Origin of the sequence: Aliibacillus thermotolerans (assembly GCF_027853235.1) — a bacterium.
Classification (GTDB): Bacteria; Bacillota; Bacilli; order Bacillales; family Marinococcaceae; genus Aliibacillus; species Aliibacillus thermotolerans.
This window is the reverse complement of the sequence record NZ_WKJG01000004.1, coordinates 13,392-34,943: the sequence shown is the minus strand read 5'-3', so window position 1 is coordinate 34,943 and position 21,552 is coordinate 13,392. Positions and strand designations below refer to the sequence as shown.

At 39.8% G+C, this 21,552-nt stretch carries 17 protein-coding genes; 8 read left to right on the top strand and 9 right to left on the bottom strand.

The window, feature by feature from the left end; all coding sequences use genetic code 11:
• The first annotated feature begins 30 nt into the window (after positions 1 to 30).
• Both GJS40_RS00205 and GJS40_RS00200 read left to right on the top strand, forming a co-directional pair.
• Positions 31 to 1,659, top strand: coding sequence for a methyl-accepting chemotaxis protein (locus GJS40_RS00205; protein WP_270895225.1), 1,629 nt, complete (start codon positions 31 to 33; stop codon positions 1,657 to 1,659).
• Between the two features lie 168 nt (positions 1,660 to 1,827).
• The gene (locus GJS40_RS00200) at positions 1,828 to 3,123 is read left to right on the top strand and encodes an MFS transporter (RefSeq protein WP_270895224.1); all 1,296 of its coding nucleotides are present in this window, start codon (positions 1,828 to 1,830) and stop codon (positions 3,121 to 3,123) included.
• A 174-nt stretch (positions 3,124 to 3,297) separates the two neighbouring features.
• On the opposite strand, the gene GJS40_RS00195 is transcribed toward GJS40_RS00200, so the two are convergent.
• From GJS40_RS00195 to GJS40_RS00175, 5 genes are read right to left on the bottom strand one after another with little or no spacing between them, the layout of a single operon-like run.
• A complete protein-coding gene (locus GJS40_RS00195; RefSeq protein WP_270895223.1) occupies positions 3,298 to 4,587 on the bottom strand; it encodes an ABC transporter substrate-binding protein in 1,290 nt (429 codons plus the stop codon).
• A gap of 37 nt (positions 4,588 to 4,624) precedes the next feature.
• On the bottom strand, positions 4,625 to 5,365 hold the full coding sequence (locus GJS40_RS00190) for an ABC transporter ATP-binding protein (protein WP_270895222.1): 741 nt from the start codon (positions 5,363 to 5,365) through the stop codon (positions 4,625 to 4,627).
• A gap of 21 nt (positions 5,366 to 5,386) precedes the next feature.
• A complete protein-coding gene (locus GJS40_RS00185) occupies positions 5,387 to 6,157 on the bottom strand; it encodes an ABC transporter ATP-binding protein (RefSeq protein ID WP_270895221.1) in 771 nt (256 codons plus the stop codon).
• 21 nt (positions 6,158 to 6,178) lie between these two features.
• Entirely contained in the window at positions 6,179 to 7,192 is a 1,014-nt protein-coding gene (locus tag GJS40_RS00180) for a branched-chain amino acid ABC transporter permease (RefSeq protein ID WP_270895219.1), read from the bottom strand.
• Positions 7,192 to 8,070: a branched-chain amino acid ABC transporter permease gene (locus tag GJS40_RS00175; protein WP_270895217.1), complete on the bottom strand. Its 879-nt coding sequence runs from the start codon at positions 8,068 to 8,070 to the stop codon at positions 7,192 to 7,194. The genes GJS40_RS00180 and GJS40_RS00175 overlap by 1 nt, the downstream gene beginning before the upstream one ends.
• A 467-nt stretch (positions 8,071 to 8,537) precedes the next feature.
• Here GJS40_RS00175 and paaK point away from each other — a divergent pair, with 467 nt between their 5' ends.
• Positions 8,538 to 9,866, top strand: coding sequence for a phenylacetate--CoA ligase PaaK (paaK, locus tag GJS40_RS00170; RefSeq protein ID WP_270895215.1), 1,329 nt, complete (start codon positions 8,538 to 8,540; stop codon positions 9,864 to 9,866).
• 611 nt (positions 9,867 to 10,477) lie between these two features.
• Here paaK and GJS40_RS00165 read toward each other — a convergent pair.
• On the bottom strand, positions 10,478 to 11,227 hold the full coding sequence (locus tag GJS40_RS00165; RefSeq protein ID WP_270895214.1) for a LysM peptidoglycan-binding and 3D domain-containing protein: 750 nt from the start codon (positions 11,225 to 11,227) through the stop codon (positions 10,478 to 10,480).
• A gap of 222 nt (positions 11,228 to 11,449) precedes the next feature.
• Here GJS40_RS00165 and GJS40_RS00160 point away from each other — a divergent pair, with 222 nt between their 5' ends.
• The 5 genes from GJS40_RS00160 (at position 11,450) to GJS40_RS00140 (ending at position 17,245) form a co-directional block, all read left to right on the top strand.
• The gene (locus GJS40_RS00160; RefSeq protein ID WP_270895212.1) at positions 11,450 to 13,888 is read left to right on the top strand and encodes a Lon protease family protein; all 2,439 of its coding nucleotides are present in this window, start codon (positions 11,450 to 11,452) and stop codon (positions 13,886 to 13,888) included.
• A gap of 583 nt (positions 13,889 to 14,471) precedes the next feature.
• Complete coding sequence (locus GJS40_RS00155) at positions 14,472 to 15,389, top strand: peptidase U32 family protein (RefSeq protein WP_333723839.1); 918 nt, start codon at positions 14,472 to 14,474, stop codon at positions 15,387 to 15,389.
• 21 nt (positions 15,390 to 15,410) lie between these two features.
• Positions 15,411 to 16,646: a peptidase U32 family protein gene (locus GJS40_RS00150; protein ID WP_270895209.1), complete on the top strand. Its 1,236-nt coding sequence runs from the start codon at positions 15,411 to 15,413 to the stop codon at positions 16,644 to 16,646.
• A 241-nt stretch (positions 16,647 to 16,887) separates the two neighbouring features.
• A complete protein-coding gene (locus tag GJS40_RS00145; RefSeq protein ID WP_270895208.1) occupies positions 16,888 to 17,097 on the top strand; it encodes a hypothetical protein in 210 nt (69 codons plus the stop codon).
• Positions 17,098 to 17,113: 16 nt separating this feature from the next.
• Positions 17,114 to 17,245, top strand: a complete 132-nt coding sequence (locus GJS40_RS00140; protein WP_270895207.1) for a hypothetical protein — start codon at positions 17,114 to 17,116, stop codon at positions 17,243 to 17,245.
• A 730-nt stretch (positions 17,246 to 17,975) separates the two neighbouring features.
• Here GJS40_RS00140 and glmM read toward each other — a convergent pair.
• From glmM to cdaA, 3 genes are all read right to left on the bottom strand, one after another.
• Positions 17,976 to 19,328, bottom strand: coding sequence for a phosphoglucosamine mutase (gene glmM, locus GJS40_RS00135; protein WP_270895205.1), 1,353 nt, complete (start codon positions 19,326 to 19,328; stop codon positions 17,976 to 17,978).
• A 70-nt stretch (positions 19,329 to 19,398) separates the two neighbouring features.
• A complete protein-coding gene (locus tag GJS40_RS00130; protein ID WP_270895203.1) occupies positions 19,399 to 20,637 on the bottom strand; it encodes a CdaR family protein in 1,239 nt (412 codons plus the stop codon).
• Entirely contained in the window at positions 20,630 to 21,451 is an 822-nt protein-coding gene (gene cdaA, locus GJS40_RS00125; protein ID WP_270895201.1) for a diadenylate cyclase CdaA, read from the bottom strand. The genes GJS40_RS00130 and cdaA overlap by 8 nt, the downstream gene beginning before the upstream one ends.
• Between the last annotated feature and the right edge of the window lie 101 nt (positions 21,452 to 21,552).

Below are 21,552 nucleotides of genomic sequence, written 5' to 3'. Positions count from 1 at the left end.
GGATGTTTTCATTCAAAGGGGAGATGAAGAATGAACGATCCCGTCCATTCAAGTGTTGCGCGCGCTGGATTTAAAAAAGCAGAAAAAATTGCCAATCAAATCAAATCAGAATTGGATGGACTTCCCGTTGTACCAGGGGAAAAAGTGTCTTACATACGAGATATACTTGATAAAGAATTATCACAAGAAGATGAGTACATTGGATTAATTAACCAAGATGGCGTCGGGGTAGTACATACAAACCGATTAAGAGAAGGCGTCGTCTATACGGATCCAACGAGCCAAAAATCGCTAAAGGCAACGGAACCATTAATACAATCTTATTCAAGAGATACGGGAGAAACAGTCATTGATATTACCATCCCTGTTGTACAAGGAGAAGATAATCAAAAATTAAATTTACGACTAGGCCGAAAGATACATCGGCCTTATTTAGGCATCGTGTTTAGTTCTATCGTCCTTTTACCGATCGTTGTCATGTTGATCACTGGGCTATTTTTATCAATTCCTATGTCGCATCTTCTCCTTCTCTCTCTCGTTGGAGGAGTCGTTGGGGGATTACTAGGAGTGTATCACTATGCTTCTGTGAGAAAAACGCTTCGTTTTTGGCGTTCGACAACACGTTCTGTCTATAGTGGTGACTTAACGACCAACATCAATGTGACGAAACAAAATGAATTCCATCAATTTGGTACCGAAATTAATAAGATTACGATTGGAGTAAAAAGTATTATTCATGAGCTGAAAAAGACATCGGAACTTATTCATTCTCTTAGTTTACAACAATCTAATCAAACGGATGATATTTTACAAACTTCCCAAAAACTATCATCTACGTTACAGACGTTTCGTGAAGGAAGCGAGCAACAATTATCTTCCCTCCAAAACGCAAATGGAATGGTACAAGAGTTGTTTTCCGGCATGACGACAATTCGGGAGGAATTACGACAATCCGCCCACGATTCAGAACAGACAGCTGAAATTGCAAAAAATGAACGGGAATCGATGAATGAGCTAGAGAAACAGATGAACAACATTGAACGTGCCATCGATGCCACTGCAGAAGAAATAAGTGAAATTTCCGCCAGTATCGACTCCATTACAGAAAAAATCAGTGCCATTACTGCCATTGCAAAGCAAACGAACTTGCTTGCGTTAAATGCTTCCATTGAAGCGTCAAGAGCCGGAGAACACGGGAACGGTTTTGCAGTTGTTGCTGAAGAAATACGACAACTAGCAGGGCACACGAACACATTTGCAAATGACATCGTCACTACCTTAGAAGAAACGAGAGAATATGTTCATGCTTCCGTAGAGCGCATTCAACAAAACACTTCCTTCATTCATCAAGGAGTAGATCTTGTCACTAAAAGTAGAAAATCCATTGAAACGCTTGAACAAGTATCGTTACAAGCTGCTGATAAAGTGAAAACAAATGAAGCATATGGAAAACAGCTCGTAAAAGATGGGGAAGACCTTACTCATTTAATCAATGAAGTGAACGAGATTTCAGAACAGTTCATGGAGCACGTCATGAATGTGAATGATGAATCCCTCGCGCAAGTAGAAAGCATTCATACCTTATCTCAAAGTGCCAATAAATTATCACAAATGGCGGTGGATTTAAAAACGATTGTGCAACGATTTAAAGTCGAATAGATGTGAAGAAATATTCCCTCACTTCACCTTCAGTTCTATTTGAGGAGTGAGGGAGATTCTTTCTTTCGGGATAGTAGGAAAATAGCGTATTTCTGTCGAACAATGGTATAAGAACAAGAGTGAATTCGACACAACAGAAGTGAAATTTACTCAAGTGTAGGTGTTACTATGGAAAAGAAAAAATTGCATTACGGTTGGATTATCCTCGCGATTACTGTATTAAATCTATTAACAGCTTTAGGTTTTGGGCGTTTTTCCCTTGCGGCTATCCTTCCTTTTATGAAAGATGGTTTAACTCTCTCTTATAGTGAAACCGGTTTCGTTGCTTCTGGTGTCTTTTTTGGTTATTTAATTAGTGCTGCTACGGTCGGTTATTTTATTCAAAAATTTTCAGGAAAACCGGTCATTATTGTCTCTCTCTTCATTTTGACAGGAGGAATGCTTATTAGCGCTTTTTCCTTTAACTTTTGGTCTGCTTACATTGCTAGCTTTGTTACCGGATTAGGTTCTGGCGGAGCAAACGTTACTTCCGTCGGGTTAGTAGGCAGATGGTTTACAACTAAATATCGCGGAATGGCGCTTGGAATAACGAATTCCGGTTCAGGTTTAGGGATGGTATTCAGCGGGTTTGTCGTCCCTATGTTAATGGTTTTTTATCCTATTTCTGGTTGGCGCATTAGTTGGGCGTTGTTAGCTGTCATTGCTATGATTATTTTGCTTCTTAATGTTTTCTTCCTCAAAGAAAACCCGGAAGACAAAAATCTCGTCCCCTATGGAGCGGATAAATACGGAGATACCGAAGTAAAAGGAACCTCTCCCTCTTCTGTAAATCAAAACCAAAACCATGTTTCCGTATATAAAAATAAAGTCGTTTGGCTCATCGGAATGGTTTATTTTTTATGGGGATTCAGCTATTTAATTTTCTCTACTTTTTATGTTGATTTCTTAATTACGGATATTTCGTTTGATAGTACAACTGCCGGTCACTTTTTTGCAATTGGAGGAATATTTAGTATTATTAGCGGCTTTATTTGGGGGACTCTATCGGACCGAATCGGTAGACTTCTTACGTTATCCCTCGTCTTTCTTATTCAAGGATGTATATTAATTTTGTTTATTTTCTCTACCAATTCCATTGTTCTATTATTTGAAACAATCGTGTACGGCATTACTTTGTGGGCCTTTCCTTCTATTATTATCGCTGCGGTGAATGATTTAATGGTAAAAGAAAAAGCTGGAACTGCCATTGGTTTTGTTACTTTGCTTTTTGGCTTTGGTCAGTTATTATCCCCTCCTATCACAGGATACTTGATCGAATTGACTACTGCCTATTCCGCTGCTTTTCTCTTATCTTCGTTTGCATGCGGAGTTGGTATGATCGGTTGCTTATTCATTCATTTTCGCTATTTGAAAATAAAATCAGTCACGGAAGAAGAAAACCCTAGCCATTCCATGATTCGCTAGGGTTTCTTTTCTTATTCTACCGTACGTCGGTACGTCGGTTTCATTTCAGTGTAGAGCGTTTGATACCGTTCTTCATCCTTTAACTTCGACCCGATATCAAATAAACGCATGTTTGGCCTAGAAAAAACGGAGTGCTCGGATAAAATCGAGTCACTCCGTTTTTGGTTGATGAGATTATTCCTCATCTTCTTCTGCTGTTTCCTCTTCCGTGTTTTCTTCATTATCTCCTGCTTCTTCTGTCTCTTCTCCTTTTGCAGCGTCATCTTCGAAAAGTACCCATTCTCCATTTTCCACTCGTGCCATCACTAAGCTATCTGGTGTTAAACCGTTATGGTCTTCAGGAGACATGTTAAACACTCCGGTAGTACCTACCCAATCTGAAATTTCATTTTCTAAGTAGTCGCGGATAGATTCGCGATCGGTTGCACCATTTTTTAATGCCTCTACTACGAGCATGAGGTTATCATAACCGTAAGAGCCAAAGTTTGTCGGTTCACTATCAAAACGCTCGACGTAGTTATTGTAGTATTCATTTAACACATCATATTGTACGTCATCTTCAGGAATTTGATCTGGGAATAACGCTTTTCCTGTTGGAATGACAACTCCTTCTGCTGCATCTTCTGCTAAGTCAATAAAGCTTTGGTTCGCGATACCGTGACTACCGATATACTCCATGTCAAACCCTAACGAAGTAAGGTTGTTGGCAATAATAGCAGGCGCTGGGTTTGTCCCCCATACGATGACTGCTTCTGCTCCAGAGCTATTAATGTTCGTTAGCTGTGTGCTCATATCTGGATCTTGTGTGTTATAGCTTTCTTTTGCTGTAATTTCGATATTATATTCATCTGCAGCTGCTTCTAATTCTTCTAAGCCAGTAGTTCCAAACGCATTGGAGTCTGTCAGTAAACCTACTTTACTAATGCCGGCATTATTTAAATAAATATAAATACGCTCGACGGCGAGTCTATCAGATTGTGGTGTTTTAAATACCCATTCAGATTCTTCTACCGGTTCAACTACTTGAGCAGCAGCTGCGGCAGAAACTAACGGCACTTGGTTCTGATTTGCGATTCCTTTCATGGCAAGGCTTTCAGTCGTTCCGGAAGATCCTAACACTGCCAGTACATTTTCGTCATTGATGAGACGGTTCATTTCTTGTACTGCTTTTTCTTGACTGGACTCATCATCAGCGAGAACTACCCGGAGCGGTACCCCGTTAATTCCGCCATTTTCATTGATTTGGTCAACAAGCATTTCTGTTGTGTTCCATTCTGGTTCTCCGAGCGGACTGTTTGGTCCCGTCTTAGAATAAATCGCTCCAATGACATATTCATCTACATCTTCATTTCCATTATCGTTTTCATTGCTAGCATCTTCTGTGGTGTCATTACCTCCCCCACCACAAGCTGCTAAAAACATGCCTGCTACTAAAAACAATGCAAGTAGCAACTTTTTCTTCATGTGAATTCCCCCTATTTCAATTCTTTTTTATTTATCTTTAGACACTTTGTCCAAGATACGCTTCTTTAATTTCCTTATCGTTTAACAGCTCTCTCGCACTTCCTTTTTTCACAATTTCACCATGCGAGATGACGTAGCCGCGATCTGCGATATTTAAGGAAGAAACGACGTTTTGCTCGATTAATAACACCGTCGTATCGAATTTATTACGCAAATCCGCTACTAAACCTAACACTTCTTGCGCAACAATTGGCGCAAGGCCCAGTGTCGGTTCATCTAACAGCAGTAGTTTCGGGTTCGCCATCACTCCTCTAGCAATCGCTAACATTTGTTGTTGACCGCCCGATAAAGTACCTGCTAATTGTTCTTTTCTTTCTTCTAAAATAGGAAACAATTCAAATACTTTTTTTATTTCCTCTTCAATCGCTTGTTTCCCTGATTTCTTGTAATGGTGGTATGAACCTAATTCCAAGTTTTCCATCACCGTTAAAGTCGAGAAGACTTGGCGATGTTCAGGCACATGAATCAGTTGTTTCGAGACAATTTTTTCGGCACTTAATCCTACTATTTCTTCTCCAAGATAATTGATGGAACCGGAATCAGGTTTTAGTAATCCAGAAATTGTTTGAAGCAAGGTCGTCTTGCCGGCACCATTTGCACCAAGGAGGACAACAATTTCTCCTTTTTTGACATCCAGTGAGACATTCCTTAGTGCTTGTATAGGTCCGTAACTGACAGAGAGGTCTTCAATTTCTATGATCATGTTCTCTTTGCTCATGAATTCACTCTCCCTCCTTCCTTACTGTGCATTTTTTTCTACTTCTGCGCCTAAATAGGCGGTGATCACCCGTTGGTTACTTTGAATCTCTCTTGGCGTTCCTTCAGCTATTTTTTCGCCTTGGTCCAATACGATAATTTTGTCACAAATGGACATAACAAGATCCATATCATGTTCTACGACAAAAACTGTCGTCCCATTATTTCTAATCTTCTCAATAAGATTGCTCATTTCTTTTGTTTCTTTATGGTTCAGTCCTGCGGCAATCTCATCTAATAACAACAATTTCGGTTCTGTCGCCAATGCACGCGCCAGTTCTAACAGGCGCAACTTTCCTAACGCCAAGTTTCCTGCCAAATGATCATAAAGATCTTGTAAGCCGACAAACTGAATATATTCCATGGCTTTATCGTAGGCACTCACTTCTTCTTTCTTCGTACCTGGCAGTTTCAACGCTGCTCTGAGCGTCCCGGTCTTCGTACGAATATGACGTCCTACCATTACATTTTCAACCACTGTCATATTTTTAAAAACTTGCAAGTTTTGAAAAGTACGAGAAATCCCGAGGGGTGCCATCGCATTGGTAGGCATTTTGTCAATTCGTTGCTTGCGAAAGATAATCTCTCCCTCAGAAGGTGGGAAAATCGCAGAAATCATGTTAAACATAGTGCTCTTTCCAGCTCCATTCGGGCCAATCAAACCAACGATTTGCCCTTCTTCAAAGGAAAAAGAAACATCTTTATTCGCCACAACGCCGCCAAACGTTTTTGTTACGTTTTTTACCTCTAACATGTATTGGCCTCCTCCCCTATGTCAACTAGCTTTCTTTTCTTGAGTCTCTGACGAACGTTGGCTCATTTTATTATTCAACCAAGAAGAAATCGTCGGGAATAACCCGCGAGGCATAAAGATAATGACTAATACTAAAATTAATCCATAAACAACATGTTCAAATTCACTTGTAATAAATGTGAATTGTTCTCCCAACGTGTGGACCGTAACTTGTATCATTGTAATTAAAACCGTTCCAAGCACCGCTCCCCACACACTACTACTTCCTCCTAGTACAACCATCGCTAAAAATATAATCGAAGCATCTAACGTAAAAGAACTTGGCGAGATACTATAGCTCATGTGCGCAAACAACCAACCGGCCACGCCGGCAAAAATCGCACTTAAGACAAAAATTTGTGTTTTATATTTTCCTGTCTCCACTCCCATCGCACTGGAAGCGATCTCACTATCGTGAATGGAGCGAAGTGCTCTTCCTACACGAGAATGCACGATGTTTAAACAGATGATAATACCAATAATGGCAAAGGCCCATACGAAGTAATAGTAAGGAATCCCTTGGGTGATGGTATATCCAAAAATATTTATGGATGGAATTCCGTAAAATCCGGAAGCTCCTAATGTAACACTACGCCACTCAACAAGGACAGAATGAACTATAATTCCAAATGCTAACGTCGCCATAGCTAAATAGTATCCGCTTAACCGAGCCATCGTATATCCCATGATGTAAGCCAAAAGAGCAGCGATAGCTATGGAAAAAATCAATCCGATCCATGGACTTAAACCGTAAGTTGTTGTCATGATAGCGGTTGCATAAGCACCGACACCATAGAAGGCTGCTTGCCCTAAAGAAATTTGCCCGGCATAACCCATTAGTAATCCGAGTCCTAGTGAAACAATGACGTAGATTCCTGTAAAAGTTGCATGATTTAATAAAAAAGATTGTGTTACTACAAAAGGAAATATGAGGACGATTAAAACAAAAATTCCTACTCCAATCCAATTCGTCTGTTGCACACCTTTTAGCTTCATTACAATCCTCCCTTTCCAACATTTCTTTCACCGAGAATCCCACTAGGTCGGATCAGAAGGATCACTAAAATAGCAGTAAACGCTACTGCGTCTTTGAGTCCAGAACTAATATAGCCTGCACCAAAAGATTCTAGGAGACCAATGATTAAACCACCTAAAACAGCTCCCGGGGCACTTCCTAGTCCTCCTAAAATAGCTGCAGAAAACCCTTTAATACCAAGCATGAGTCCTGTATCGTAAGCAGGGAACATAATCGGAGCAATCGCAAGACCTGCAATCGCACCTAATACAGCGCTTAATGTAAACGAAAAAGAGGACATTCTTGCAGGACTAATTCCCATTAAACGAGCTGCCATTGGGTTAACCGAACACGCTTGAAACGCCTTTCCTATCATTGTTCGATCGATTAAGATATATAGTAAGAGAACGATGAACAACATAATGAGAACAACCCATATGCTTTGTGGAGTAATCGTTGCAGGTCCAATTGAGATTGGTTCATTGGAAGTAAATGCCGGAACCCGCACTTGTCCCTTTCCCCAAATCATACTGGCCACACCTCGAATAAAAATGGCAGCACCTATTGTTAAAATGATTAAACTGATGGGATCTGCCCCTTTTGTCGGCTGAATGATGGCTTTTTCCATCACCCATCCAATCGCCATCACGGCAAGTATCGTCAATAAAAATGAAAGCCAATAATTTAGACCGATTCCTAAAAACGTGAACATGATCATGCCACCGAGCATCACGAATTCGCCTTGTGCCATATTTATGACTTTCGTAACACTGTAGATCGTCACGAATCCTAATGCAACGATGGCATAAATACTACCAATCGTAATTCCAGTGACCGAAAATTGCAAAAAATCGCTCATTTTTCACCTCTCCTCAATTCTTGCTGCCATTGTACTAAAAGTGTGTGACGTAGATAAAACGAGATTACTCATCATACCAAGATGTTATCGCTTTCATGTCCCAAAGTCAATAATTTTTTGAAAAATTAATTTCTCTCTTAGAATAATGTCAATATAACTTTTTTCATACTTTCACTTTTTTCTATTGAAATCTGATATAACATAGGAAATTCGCCTTTTATGATTCATACAAGACGGTTTGTCCTATGTAAGCATCTGTATATTTAATTTTTAGAAATAATTTTTCTAAATTCAATTGACAGTATAACAAGAAAGTATTAATCTTTATTATATAACGTAAAATGTATTTTCGTATTATTTACGTTATTGATATTTTTTGAAAAATGTTAACATTGCACTGGATTTATTCATGCTCTCTCTGTGGAAACAGAGTAAAAATACCATCGAATTATGGAGGGAAAGAGAAAATGAGTTACCAAAGAGTCGAAACCGCATCTAGAGAAGAATTAAGCGCGATACAATTAAACCGCTTACAAGAAACCGTTGAACGCGTGTATGAAAACGTTCCTTTTTACAAGCAAAAATTTGATGAATTAAATGTCAAACCGGAAGATATTAAAAGTTTGGATGACATTCGCAAGCTACCATTTACTCAAAAGCACCATCTAAGAGAAAACTATCCGTTCCAACTTTTCGCAGTACCTCAAGAGGACATCGTTCGCTTACACGCATCTTCTGGAACGAGTGGGAAACCGACTGTAGTTGGATATACAGAAAATGACATTAACCACTGGGCTGAATGTATCGCTCGGGCGATCGTAGCAGCTGGAGGTAAAAAATCTGACATTTTCCACAATGCTTATGGTTATGGACTGTTTACCGGCGGACTCGGCTTACACGTTGGTGCAGAAAAACTAGGCTGTGCTACCGTCCCCATCTCTGCCGGAAATACGGAGCGTCAAATTTCTATTATTGAAGATTTTAAACCTCGTGGTATTGGGGGCACACCGTCTTACGTACTTAACATTGCAGAAAAAATGGAGGAAATGGGTAAAAACCCAGCCGATACAAGTCTTGAATATGGTATTTTCGGAGCAGAGCCTTGGTCTGAAACGATGAGAGAAAGACTGGAAGAAAAGCTTGGCATTAAAGCAGTGGACATTTATGGATTAAGTGAAGTCATGGGACCAGGTGTCGCCATTGAATGTCACGAAGCACAACATGGATTGCACGTGCAAGAAGACCATTTCTTCATTGAAGTAATCGATCCAGATACGCTCGAACCAGTACCTGAAGGAGAAGACGGCGAGTTAGTATTTACTAGCTTAACAAAAGAAGCGCTACCAATTATTCGATATCGTACCGGAGATCTTGGAGCGATTACACGTGAAAAATGTAAATGTGGTAGAACTACAGTGAGAATGTCCCGCGTAAAAGGTCGAATTGACGATATGCTTATTATCCGCGGTGTAAACGTTTTCCCATCTGAAATTGAACGTTACTTACTGCAAATTAAAGAAATCGTTCCTCATTATCAAATCCATCTTACTCAAAATGGCACAATGGATTCTGTGGAATTACACGTGGAAGCAGATGAAGAATATTACAATGCTTGCAATAAAGACACAAACCATCCACGCATCAAAGAATTGGCTAAAAAAGTACAGCATTCCATGAAATCTAACTGTCTCGTAACGATGAACGTAAAAGTACTAGAACCAAAGTCCATTCCACGTTCACAAGGAAAAGCAGTGCGAATTGTAGATAGAAGAAATGAAGAAGCGGCATTAAACTAATATATTCTTTTAAAGTATCCCAACATCTCTTTGTCTGGGATACTTTTTTTAGTGTGGGAAGTTATGGTAATTATTAATAGATTTGTAGTATAATAGAAATAGCCCTACATGTATTGGTGAGTAGGTACAATCATTGGAGGGGAGAACGAGAATAAAGGAGGGGGAGCAAAGGTAGAATGAATCCTTTGCTATACAGATGACTATTAAAACAAAATTAATTACTGTTTCTTTGTTGTTGTTGATAATTCCACTCATAATTGTAGGAAAAAATAACAGAAAAAGGTCCTTGAAGGATGAGGACGAAAAATAACAGTCGCTTAAAGGAATCGTCGTTGAAAATATATCACCCTGTCCTAGACTGCTATGAAAACCGCCAATGAAGTGACCGTTCCAAGTGGTGCAACCGCTTTCTTTCCAACAAAACTGAGGCAGAAGTCAAGATCGACTCCTGCCCCGGTTCTTCCACAACCTCACGTCTATTCGCTTTTCTGATGTCTAGCTCTGCTCTTAAGTGCTAGAATTTATCGAGTCAGATGTGGAAAGCAACGATTGCTTTCTTTTTTGACTCTCCCTCATCTATCGCACCTAAACAGTCACTTTTATCATTCTTGTTATTCAAGTATTTTGATGTTTACTTGTCTGCGGCCCCAGTTTAGTGCCTCGCTTCGACTTGGGAAGTAGACGTCAATTTTGTTACCGCGAATGGAACCTCCAGTGTCACCTGCAATCGCTGTTCCGTACCCTTCCACGTATACTTTCGAACCAAGTGGAATGACATTTGGATCTACGGCAATGACCTTTTGATTTGGATTTTGTTTTAAGTTTATTCCAGTTGCAGTAACCCCTGAACAGCCGGCACAATTAGCTGTATAAGCAGTGGATGTTACAGTCATTTCCCGAACAACATTTTGCTTTGAAGCACTGCGAGAGGGATTGGAAGACTTCGCTTTTACCGCACTACCGTCTACACGTAGTGTTTGGTTTGGATAAATCGTATTGGAACTTAAGTTGTTTAACTTTTTCAGTTCTGAGACTGTCATCCCATGATTTGTTGCAATACGGTAAAGCGTATCCCCTTTTTTCACGGTGTACCTACCTGTAGAAGAAGAGGCAACTTCTTCTCGTGGCTTTTCACTTACCTTTTCTCCTGAAACTTTTAACGTCTGATTCGGATAAATGAAATGAGACGTTAAACCGTTCCACTCTTTTAACTCTGCTACTGTCACATTGTGATTAGCAGCAATTCGATATAAAGTATCTCCACTTTTTACTTTATATGTACTGGAAGCATCCGCGTCATTTACTGAAAAACCTATCATGAATACTATCGCCGTTGTAGAGGCTAATAAAAACTTCTTCAAAAAATCAACTCCCTTTTTTAGTTCAGTGCCTACTGTAACATAGATATATTACAAGAATATCTCGATACGTTTTTTATTTGATTACTGATAGAATCGTCTATATTACAAACATCTAAAATATTTCATTTTTGCCATTTTCCCTGCATTATGCGACAATTTTCATAAGTTAATTTTTTCATATTGTCGTTTTTTACAAACATGTTACATAGGAGGGAATGAACATTGAATGACAATCAATTACAAAAAAAAGCAAGGTTGTCTTATACGCAATTGAAAAAAACCATTGACCCGTCTTCTTTTCCTTTCGAAACAACCTCGGAAATTTCTACATTGGATGGCATTATTGGACAACAACGCGGTAGCCAAGCGATGAAGTTCGGCCTGAATGTCAAAAAAAAAGGGTATAACATTTATGTCGCGGGGATTACTGGAACAGGTAAAACAAGCTTTACAAATTCAATCGTCAAAGAATTCGCCAAAAAAGATACCACTTTATATGACTGGTGCTATGTCTACAATTTCCAAGACAAATATAAACCGAAAATGCTGAAGCTTCCGGCTGGGTTTGGAAAGCAATTACAAGAAGATATGGACGAATTTGTGCAAAATTTAAAAACAGACCTCCCGCGCGCATTTAATGAGGAAAACTATCAAAAAGAGCGCGCCTCGATCATCCGTTCCTCTCAAGAAAAATCAAACAATATTTTCAAAGAACTAAATGATATCGCCAAACAATATGGATTTATGATTCGCCAATCAGGTTCTGGATTTATTACAATTCCAGTCTTGCATGGCAAACCGTTAAGTGAAGAAGAATATAATCAACTTGACGAAACTCAATTAGAAAAACTGGAAGAAAAATCTGCTTTATTACAAGAAAAAGTACTAGAATTCACGAACAAGCTTCGTTCATTGGAAAAAGATTTAACGAAAACCATTGAGTCTTTAGATCAAAAAATTGCATTATCTGTAGTAGATTTTCACTTAGGAGAATTGGAAGAAAAATATCAACATTGCAATGGTGTGCTTGACTACTTTGAAGAAGCAAAACAAGATATATTGCATCATCTCGAAGATTTTCTCGAAGATAAAAAAGATAGCAATAATCCTTTTCAGCAAATGCTTGGGAGAAATCACGGCAATGACGTTACCCATAAATATCAAGTGAATCTGTTTGTCGACAACAGCCAAACGAAAGGTGCCCCGGTTGTCACCGCAGATAACCCGACTTATTATAATCTCATCGGAAAAGTGGAATATGAAAATAAAATGGGTGTAATGAGTACAGATTTCACCAAAATTAAACCTGGTTACCTCCACCAAGCAAACGGTGGCTATTTAATTATTCAAGTAAAAGATATTTTAACGAATCATTACGCTTGGGATGCTTTAAAGCGAGCACTCCAAAATAAAAATATCCAAATTGAAAATATTGGGGAACAATTAGGGCTCGTATCTACCACTTCCCTTAGTCCAGATCCTATCCCGCTTAAAGTGAAAGTCATTTTAATCGGAAGTCCGGCAATTTACCAACTCCTTTATCATTACGACGAAGATTTTAAAAAGCTGTTCAAGATTAAAGCGGACTTTGATGTAGAGATGGACAATAACGAAGAAAATTTGTATAAGCTCGCTCGGTTTATCCAAACGAAATGCGAAGAAGATGGTCTGCGTCCTTTCGATAAAGAAGCGGTAGCAAAAATTGCAGAATACAGCATTCGCTTGTCTGACCATCAAAATAAACTATCCACTCGCTTTAATCAGCAAGTCGAAATTATTTATGAAGCTGATACGTGGGCCGCTCTTATGGAAGATGATATCGTCCAAGCGAAACATGTGAAAAAAGCAATTGAAGAGAAAAAATATCGCTCGAACTTGTATGAAGAAAAACTCCAAGAAAGCATGGAAGATGGAGATATTCTCATCGACACAAAAGGTGAAAAAATTGGACAAGTAAACGGTTTAGCAGTCTATCAACTTGGTCAATATCAATTTGGCAAGCCTTCTCGTATTACAGCAAGTACGTACGTTGGCCAAAAAGGCATTGTAAACATTGAAAGAGAAAGCAAAATGAGCGGAAACATTCACAATAAAGGCGTCTATATTCTCGGGGGCTATTTAGGAAATACATTTGCTCAAAAACGTCCACTTGCCCTTACCGCTCATTTGGCTTTTGAACAATCTTATAGTGGCGTAGACGGTGACAGCGCATCCAGTACGGAGCTGTACGCCCTTCTATCCAGTCTTGCCGAAGTACCAATTAAACAAGGCTTAGCTGTAACCGGATCCGTGAACCAAAAAGGAGAAATTCAGCCGATCGGTGGCGTCAATGAAAAAATAGAAGGTTTCTTTGACGTATGTAAAAAAGAAGGTCTTACCGGAGAACAAGGAGTACTCATTCCTCATCAAAACGTGAAAAACTTAATGCTGAAAGATGAAGTCATTGAAGCGGTGAAAAACAATCAATTCCATATTTATCAAGTAAAAACAATTGAAGAAGGAATTGAGTTACTGACGGGAATGAGAGCGGGTAAACGTAAAGAAGACGGGGAATTTGAAGAAAACACCCTTTACCGAAAAGTGTCTGATAAATTAAAAGCATTTATTGCCCATGCAGAGAAAAAGAAAACAGAAAAAGAAAATGATGATGCTTCATCGTAACGCACTGAGAACTGTCCAAAAAGTCATGAATAATGATTTTTGGACAGTTTTTTTGAGAAAAGTTGAATAGATGGAATGTTGTTACTGAAAATGGCACCACTTCATCACAAAACAACTTTCGAAAACTACTCATGTCCGTTTCATGACGGCTCTTTAGAATAAAACTGATTGTGGAAGGACGCCATGCCCCGTTCATGGCACTGCTTCAGTGATGAACTGGAATTGAAAACATGTCATGGCTCTCTCTTGGCACCATTTCAGATCAAACTTCATTTTGGAAGCAAGCCATAGACGGCTTATAACACAACTTCAACACGAAATGACAATTGGAAACATTCCATGGAGCGCTTATGGCATCTTTTCAGCGCCAAACTTGTAATGAAACGATGTCAAGAAGGACTCTAAGCACCTTTTCCGTGGCATGGCGCTGTTTATCCTAAATCCTTTGGGAAAAACAACACGAGAAACAATCATAATATCGATGGTTCTTTTTTCTTTTAAAATAAACGACGGTGCCTATGTTAAAATATGAGGTGGTACCATTTACACTATCGAATGATGAGGAATAAGGGGATGAAAGATGATAAAAATTATTGCCACTGCAGCATCTGCCGAACAAGGGAAAGCGTTATTAGAAGTAGGAGTAGATATGCTCTATGTAGGTGAAGATGCATTCGGGCTTCGCTTACCTACTTCTTTTTCACGAGCAGAAATTGAAACGATGGTTGAGATCGCTCACTCTCAAAATAAAAAAGTAGTCGTTGCCGTGAACGCACTGATGCACAATGATCGCATTGAAAAAGTTGTTTCGTACTTACAGTTTCTTGAAAAATGCCGGGTGGATGCCATCACAGTTGGGGACCCTGGTGTCATCCACTTATTAAAAAAACACAACTTAAATATTCCTTTTATTTATGACGCACAAACGATTGTAACGAGTGCAAAACAAATTAACTTTTGGGCAAAACGCGGTGCAACGGGAGCAGTCTTAGCACGAGAATTAACGTACGAAGAGCTTGAAGCAATCGGTGCACAAACGACTGTTCCACTTGAAATACTCGTATATGGAGCGACATGTATTCACCAATCCTTGCGTCCGCTCGCTTCAAACTATCTTCAATACACAAACCAAGACGTGTCACCATCAAAAAAACGAGGGCTATATATCACGGAAAAAAACGATCCAGATAGTCGGTATTCGATTTACGAAGATATAAACGGCACACATATTTTCGCAAGCTATGACGTCAATCTACTCACCCAATTGGACAAAGTAATGGAAGCAAATCTTCATCACTGGAAGTTAGACGGTCTCTTTACAAAAGGAGACGACTTTGTCCAAATTGCCCGCTTGTTTGTTGAAGCGAAAAACGCACTTTTAGAAAAACGATGGAGTGCGGATTACATGCAACAACTCAATGAAAAATTACACGAATATCATCCGAAAGATCGACCATTGGACGAAGGATTTTTCGTCAAAGATCCTACTGAAATTGAATAACTATGAAGGGGGAAAGTAGCGATGAAGACGATCACGAAAAAACCAGAAGTACTCGCACCCGCCGGTACATTAGAAAAATTAAAAACAGCGATTCACTACGGAGCAGACGCTGTTTACATTGGGGGAAATGCATACGGATTAAGAAGCCGAGCGGGAAACTTCTCTTTTGACGAAATGAAAGAAGGAGTTGCGTTTGCACGAAAATACAACGCCAAAGTATATGTCGCTGCAAACATCGTTGCCCATGAAAATGACACAGACGGAGCTGGCGAATATTTCCGTACTCTCCGGGATATTGGAATTGATGCAGTCATTGTGTCGGATCCTGCACTCATTGAAATTTGTGCATTAGAAGCACCAGGACTCCCAATTCACTTATCGACCCAAGCTTCTGCCACAAATTACGAAACATTGAATTTCTGGCACGAAGAAGGACTAGAGCGGGTTGTCCTTGCCCGAGAAGTAAGTATGGACGAAATAAAACAAATTCGTAACAATACAGACGTAGAAATAGAAGTTTTCATTCACGGAGCAATGTGTATATCGTACTCCGGCCGATGCGTCTTATCTAACCATATGTCGATGCGAGATGCGAACAGAGGTGGTTGTTCTCAGTCTTGCCGTTGGAAATATGACATTTTCGAAATGGACGAAGAAACGGGGCAACCGATTGGATTAGAAGGAAATCCAGATGAACCATTTTCTATGAGTGCTGTCGACATGGCAATGATTCGTCACATCCCGGATTTAGTAGAAGCAGGAGTAGACAGTTTAAAAATAGAAGGGCGAATGAAATCAATCCATTATGTTTCTACTGTTTCTAACGTATACCGGCAAGCCATTGATGCGTATTGCAATGACCCAGAAAATTATGAATTCAATGAAGCGTGGGAAGATGAATTATGGAAAGTTGCGCAACGTGAACTTGCCACAGGATTTTATTACGGCATTCCTGATCCGAACCAACAAATCTTCGGCAAGCCGAGAAAAATACCGAAATATACGTTTATCGGACAAGTCATCGATTACGATGAAGAAACAAACATCGCAACGATTGAACAACGGAATCATTTCAAAATTGGTGACGACATTGAATTTTACGGACCGGGCTTCTCTCACCATAAACAAACCATTACCGAAATGTGGGACGAAGATGGAAATCCTCTTGACGTCGCCCGCCATCCAATGATGATCGTAAAAATGAAAGTAGAACATCCAGTGAAACCGTTAGACATGATGAGAAAAAGAAAGGCATAGAAAACCTGGTAGCTGAGCAAGTAATAAATCAGATGAAGCCGTCATGCGGCACTTTTTCAGGAATTTGATGTAAATAGACGTCCCATGAAGCGTTCATGAGACGTCTATTTTTCTTTTTTGCTGAAAATGAGTCGTATGAAGCAATATTTCACCTTTGTATCATCTAGTTATTTTCATTTCCTCCTTCATGCGACACTTTGACAGAAGTCCTGTAAAAAAAGATGGAGCTGTCCAAAAAGTCATGATTGGTGACTTTTTGGACAATTTTTTGTTACCGCTTCATCAAAAATTGCTTCTGGAAACGCCTCTTGGCCGAATCATGGCATGTTTCCAACACCAAATTGTTGATGGAAGTAAGTCATGGATCGTCATGCCATTGTTTCATCAAAGTATTGTTTGTGGAAGCAAGCCATGGATGGGTCATGCCATCGTTTCATATAAAAATAGCTAATGGAAGCAGGCCATGAATGGCTCATAACACCGTTTCATTCAAAAATAGTTTGTGGAAACAAGCTATGAATGGATCATGGGACGGTTTCAATCCAAACACCATTGTGAAAGCAATCCATGCACGATGTATGGCACCGTTTCAGCGCTAAATGATTGTTGAAAGGAACTCTCGATTTATTTTTCAGGATTTATTAGACAGCCTCGTTTATTTTTACTCAAATCATGGTCCTATGAATGAAAATTCCGCCCTTAACCTCCCTAATTCATTCCATTTTATTGTCCATGCGACGATATGAAAAAATGGTTCCATGGATAGTTCATACGACCGATTTCCAGCCTCTTTTTGTAGGGTTTTCATTTATTTACTCCAAAAGCACGAACACTCTATCCGCAGGTGGTAAGCAGGATGCACTGGAAGGATCCCCGATGCAAAATGTCATGAGACCATCCAGTAGGAATTTTATGCGATATTTCGTCGCATAAATCTTTTATACGACACTTCATTGCACCATTCTCGTAATAAAAGGTCGTATGAAACGTGTTGCGACTTGTTTTTATCCTCATTTCTTCCAATTTTAACTTTCATACGACCATTTGACCAGTGTTTTACAAAATGAAACGTCCATGGAACGATTCATCTTATTTTTTAAGTGTTATTCGTCGCATGAAGCATAAAAATGCTCCGATCAACCATTTATTTCCAATTTCAATCCTCTTACGACCATTCCTGTTCAGATTATACGAAAAAAGTGTCGTATGAACGCCTCATGCGACACTTTTTTCATCTACGTGATGAAGAATTGGTCTCATCACGTTTGCGCAAAAAAGAGAGTGAGTACCACTCTTTTGATTACTGGAGTTTTATCTCTGACTCTTTCATTATACATCTTCTTTCTTCGTACCCATTTGCTCTTCCACGACAGCGGCAATTTTTTGGACATATTTGTGACAAATGTCTTCTGTTTCCGCTTCTACCATTACACGAATCACTGGTTCTGTGCCGGAAGGACGAACGAGAATGCGACCGCGACCATCCATTTCTTTTTCCGCTTGTTCAATTGCTTCGGCTATGAACGAATTTGTATGAATCTCATTCTTGTTGGTCACGCGAACATTTACGAGTTTTTGTGGATACTTCTCCATCTCGCTTGCTAATTCAGATAAAGTCTTTCCAGATTGTTTCATAATATCGACGAGTTGGAGAGCGGTAAGCATTCCATCTCCGGTGCGAACGTGATCGAAGAAAATGATGTGACCGGATTGTTCACCGCCTAACGTGTAACCGCCTTGACGCATCTCTTCCATCACATAACGGTCACCGACAGCAGTTTTTTTCGTTTCAATGCCAATTTTTTCTAACGCTTTATAAAGTCCTAAGTTGCTCATCACGGTTGTAACTACCGTTTGGTGGGCAAGGAGTCCTTCTTCTTTTAAATACTTTGCACAAATGTACATAATCTTATCGCCGTCAATGAGCTGCCCTTTTTCATCTACTGCAATTAAGCGGTCGGCATCCCCATCAAAAGCAAGACCGACGTCTGCTTCTTTTTCCTTTACCGCAGCCATAAGAGCCTCCGGATGCGTTGAACCGACACCATCATTGATGTTCACACCGTTCGGATTACATCCAATCGTAGAAATATCGGCGTCTAAATCGGCAAAGAGATGCGGAGCGAGGGAAGAAGCTGCGCCATTCGCACAATCAAGCACAATGTGAAGACCAGAAAAGTCTTCATTGACTGTTTGCTTTAAAAATTGGAGATACTTTTGTCCACCTTCAAAATAATCGTTCACCACTCCAATTCCTGCTCCAGTAGGACGTGGTATGCTATCTTCTTCCATGATCTTTTCTATTTGTTCCTCTTGTTCTTCTGACAGCTTGTACCCATCTGAATGGAAAAATTTGATTCCGTTATCTTCTACTGGATTATGAGAAGCGGAAATCATAATTCCTGCTTGAGCACTTAACGCTTTTGTTAAATACGAAACTCCTGGCGTCGATATGACTCCGAGACGCATCACTTCCACTCCAACGGACAATAACCCACTAACGAGAGCCCCTTCTAACATTTCACCAGAAATACGTGTGTCTCGTCCGACTAATATTTTTGGTTTCTCTACATCTTTTGTGAGAACGTAACCTCCTGCACGACCTACACGGAACGCAAGCTCTGGTGTTAATTCTTTGTTTGCAATACCGCGAATTCCATCGGTACCAAAATATTTACCCATCATCGATCTCTCCTTACTTCAACAAGACGTATCTATCTATCGTTTCAGCTTAGCGTGTTCTTTTATTGTTTTATTCTTCTGTTATCCATGTTAATTGAATGTGTTCCATTTCTGGCTCTATTCTTATTTCTGCGGGACCGCGAGCACGTACAGGAAATGTTTCTTCATCTCCTTCGCTGTCTCGGTCTTCCCAATCAACAAAAAGACTAATTTCATCAAGATCTAAACTATCAAGAATATTTTTTGCACCATGTACAATCATGTCCATACGTCCATTCTCCGGGTTTGTCCATTTTACGGAATAGTGTTCAGGTACGTTTTCCAACGTAATAGGCACGTCCTCTATCGTGAGACTATCTCTTTCACCAACTTCTATTTCCACCTCTACTGTTTCTGGATGAATGCGCGTTACTCCTTCCGGTGGATTCACATTTAATTCAATCACGTCATCATTATCTATTTCAGTGACATCAATGACTGCTTCCACCGCATGAATGTCTTCAAGAATATCCAGATCCCCGTAAACGGTCACTTCCGTTGGGTTCATATTTAAAGAGGTAATACTTAAGTCATTCGGCAAATTGCCTTCTCTCGATAAATTAATCGGAACTTTTTTAAATGGCTCCGTTACTGGTACCGTTACTTGAACCGTTTCCGGTTCAATCGGATACTCTAGTAACGTCCCGTTTTTGTCGTAGGCGAACACCTCTGCTTCTGTTTCGATACGTTCATCCACTCCTGCTACATCCACAAAAGCCTTCACAGATCCCATTTGCTGATGCACTGCTCGCGGAGCGGTTACGACTACTTCACTTGGTTCTGTTTTTGGAGTCCCAAAAGTATAACCATCCGCTGCTTCTTTTCTATTTTTCAATTCCGTTTCTACGGAATAAGAAACTTCTTCCAGTTCTTGTAATTCAACGCTCATATAGCTGGGTGTAATGGAGACTTGCAAATCTGTAGGAAAATTCCGATGCTCAATGGGAACATTATGGACACCCTCACCTCGGTCTTCTAAATCAACATATACTTCATATGACGGCCTAGACAGCTGAAATAACATAATTGATGTCTGTGTTCCAGTCAACTTGACATTCACCGTCTCCTCCATATTTACGACTGCATATTGTTCATCATCATAAATCACTTCTACTTCCACATCGGTGAGCGTATGTGTACTTTCCTCTTGATTGCTAAACATGCTAGGCTGATTACTCAGGCTATTCGTGTTCACCATCATATACAGCATCACGGCGATCACAACAGACACAAACTTCACAAACCAGTGACTGCTAAACAGTTTATCCATTTCTCGAACCTCCCCATTGCCAACGGGTGGAAGATGACTTCAAATCGCCGAGAAGTTCTTTTTCCAGCATCGCCTTGAGTGTCTCTTCATCAATGGCCCGATGAAGATCCCCATTTTTCGCGACAGAAATATTACCTGTCTCTTCCGAAATCACAATCGTTAAACTGTCCGTCACTTCACTGATCCCAAGCGCCGCTCTATGTCTTGTTCCTAATTCTTTAGAAATGAAAGGATTTTCTGATAAAGGCAAATAACAAGCTGCGGCAGTAATTTGATTGTTTCTCATAATGACTGCACCGTCATGAAGGGGAGTGTTTGGAATGAAAATATTAATTAACAGCTCAGTAGATACTTTCGCATTCATCTGAATACCAGTCTCCACGTAGTCATTCATCCCTGTTTCCTTTTCAATAGAAATAAGGGCCCCTATTCGCCGTTTTGCCATATATTTGACTGCTTTCATCATTGCTTCTATCATCTGAACCGTATTTTTTTCTTCAACTGTGGTAGAACGGGTAAAAAAACGCCCTCTCCCTAATTGTTCTAGCGCTCGGCGCAACTCTGGCTGGAAAATAATAATAATCGCAAGTAAACCGTACGTCACGGTTTGTGACATTAACCATTGTAAAGTCCGCAAACCAAAAAAGCTACTTAAAAACCAAACAATTAAAATGACAGTAATTCCTTTTAACAATTGAACCGCTCTGGTTCCACGAATTACTGTAATTAATTTATATATAACGTAGGCGACTAATGCAATGTCGACTACAGTTCCTACGATGTTCAATATGTCAATATCCTCTCTAGGAAACATGGCTCTTCCCCCAAGTCAGACTCTCACGTTATTATATCACAACTTGTCTGTCGCTCGTGAGATGGATTATATTCTTCTTGGATACCTAATGTTTCTATCCT

Excerpts from the sequence above, each read along its gene's own strand:
- GJS40_RS00205 (WP_270895225.1), top strand. The coding sequence starts at position 31 with ATGAACGATCCCGTCCATTCAAGTGTTGCGCGCGCTGGATTTAAAAAA.
- GJS40_RS00200 (WP_270895224.1), top strand. The coding sequence starts at position 1,828 with ATGGAAAAGAAAAAATTGCATTACGGTTGGATTATCCTCGCGATTACT.
- GJS40_RS00195 (WP_270895223.1), bottom strand. The coding sequence starts at position 4,587 with ATGAAGAAAAAGTTGCTACTTGCATTGTTTTTAGTAGCAGGCATGTTT.
- GJS40_RS00190 (WP_270895222.1), bottom strand. The coding sequence starts at position 5,365 with ATGAGCAAAGAGAACATGATCATAGAAATTGAAGACCTCTCTGTCAGT.
- GJS40_RS00185 (WP_270895221.1), bottom strand. The coding sequence starts at position 6,157 with ATGTTAGAGGTAAAAAACGTAACAAAAACGTTTGGCGGCGTTGTGGCG.
- GJS40_RS00180 (WP_270895219.1), bottom strand. The coding sequence starts at position 7,192 with ATGAAGCTAAAAGGTGTGCAACAGACGAATTGGATTGGAGTAGGAATT.
- GJS40_RS00175 (WP_270895217.1), bottom strand. The coding sequence starts at position 8,070 with ATGAGCGATTTTTTGCAATTTTCGGTCACTGGAATTACGATTGGTAGT.
- paaK (WP_270895215.1), top strand. The coding sequence starts at position 8,538 with ATGAGTTACCAAAGAGTCGAAACCGCATCTAGAGAAGAATTAAGCGCG.
- GJS40_RS00150 (WP_270895209.1), top strand. The coding sequence starts at position 15,411 with ATGAAGACGATCACGAAAAAACCAGAAGTACTCGCACCCGCCGGTACA.
- GJS40_RS00145 (WP_270895208.1), top strand. The coding sequence starts at position 16,888 with ATGATTGGTGACTTTTTGGACAATTTTTTGTTACCGCTTCATCAAAAA.
- GJS40_RS00140 (WP_270895207.1), top strand. The coding sequence starts at position 17,114 with ATGGCTCATAACACCGTTTCATTCAAAAATAGTTTGTGGAAACAAGCT.
- glmM (WP_270895205.1), bottom strand. The coding sequence starts at position 19,328 with ATGGGTAAATATTTTGGTACCGATGGAATTCGCGGTATTGCAAACAAA.
- GJS40_RS00130 (WP_270895203.1), bottom strand. The coding sequence starts at position 20,637 with ATGGATAAACTGTTTAGCAGTCACTGGTTTGTGAAGTTTGTGTCTGTT.
- cdaA (WP_270895201.1), bottom strand. The coding sequence starts at position 21,451 with ATGTTTCCTAGAGAGGATATTGACATATTGAACATCGTAGGAACTGTA.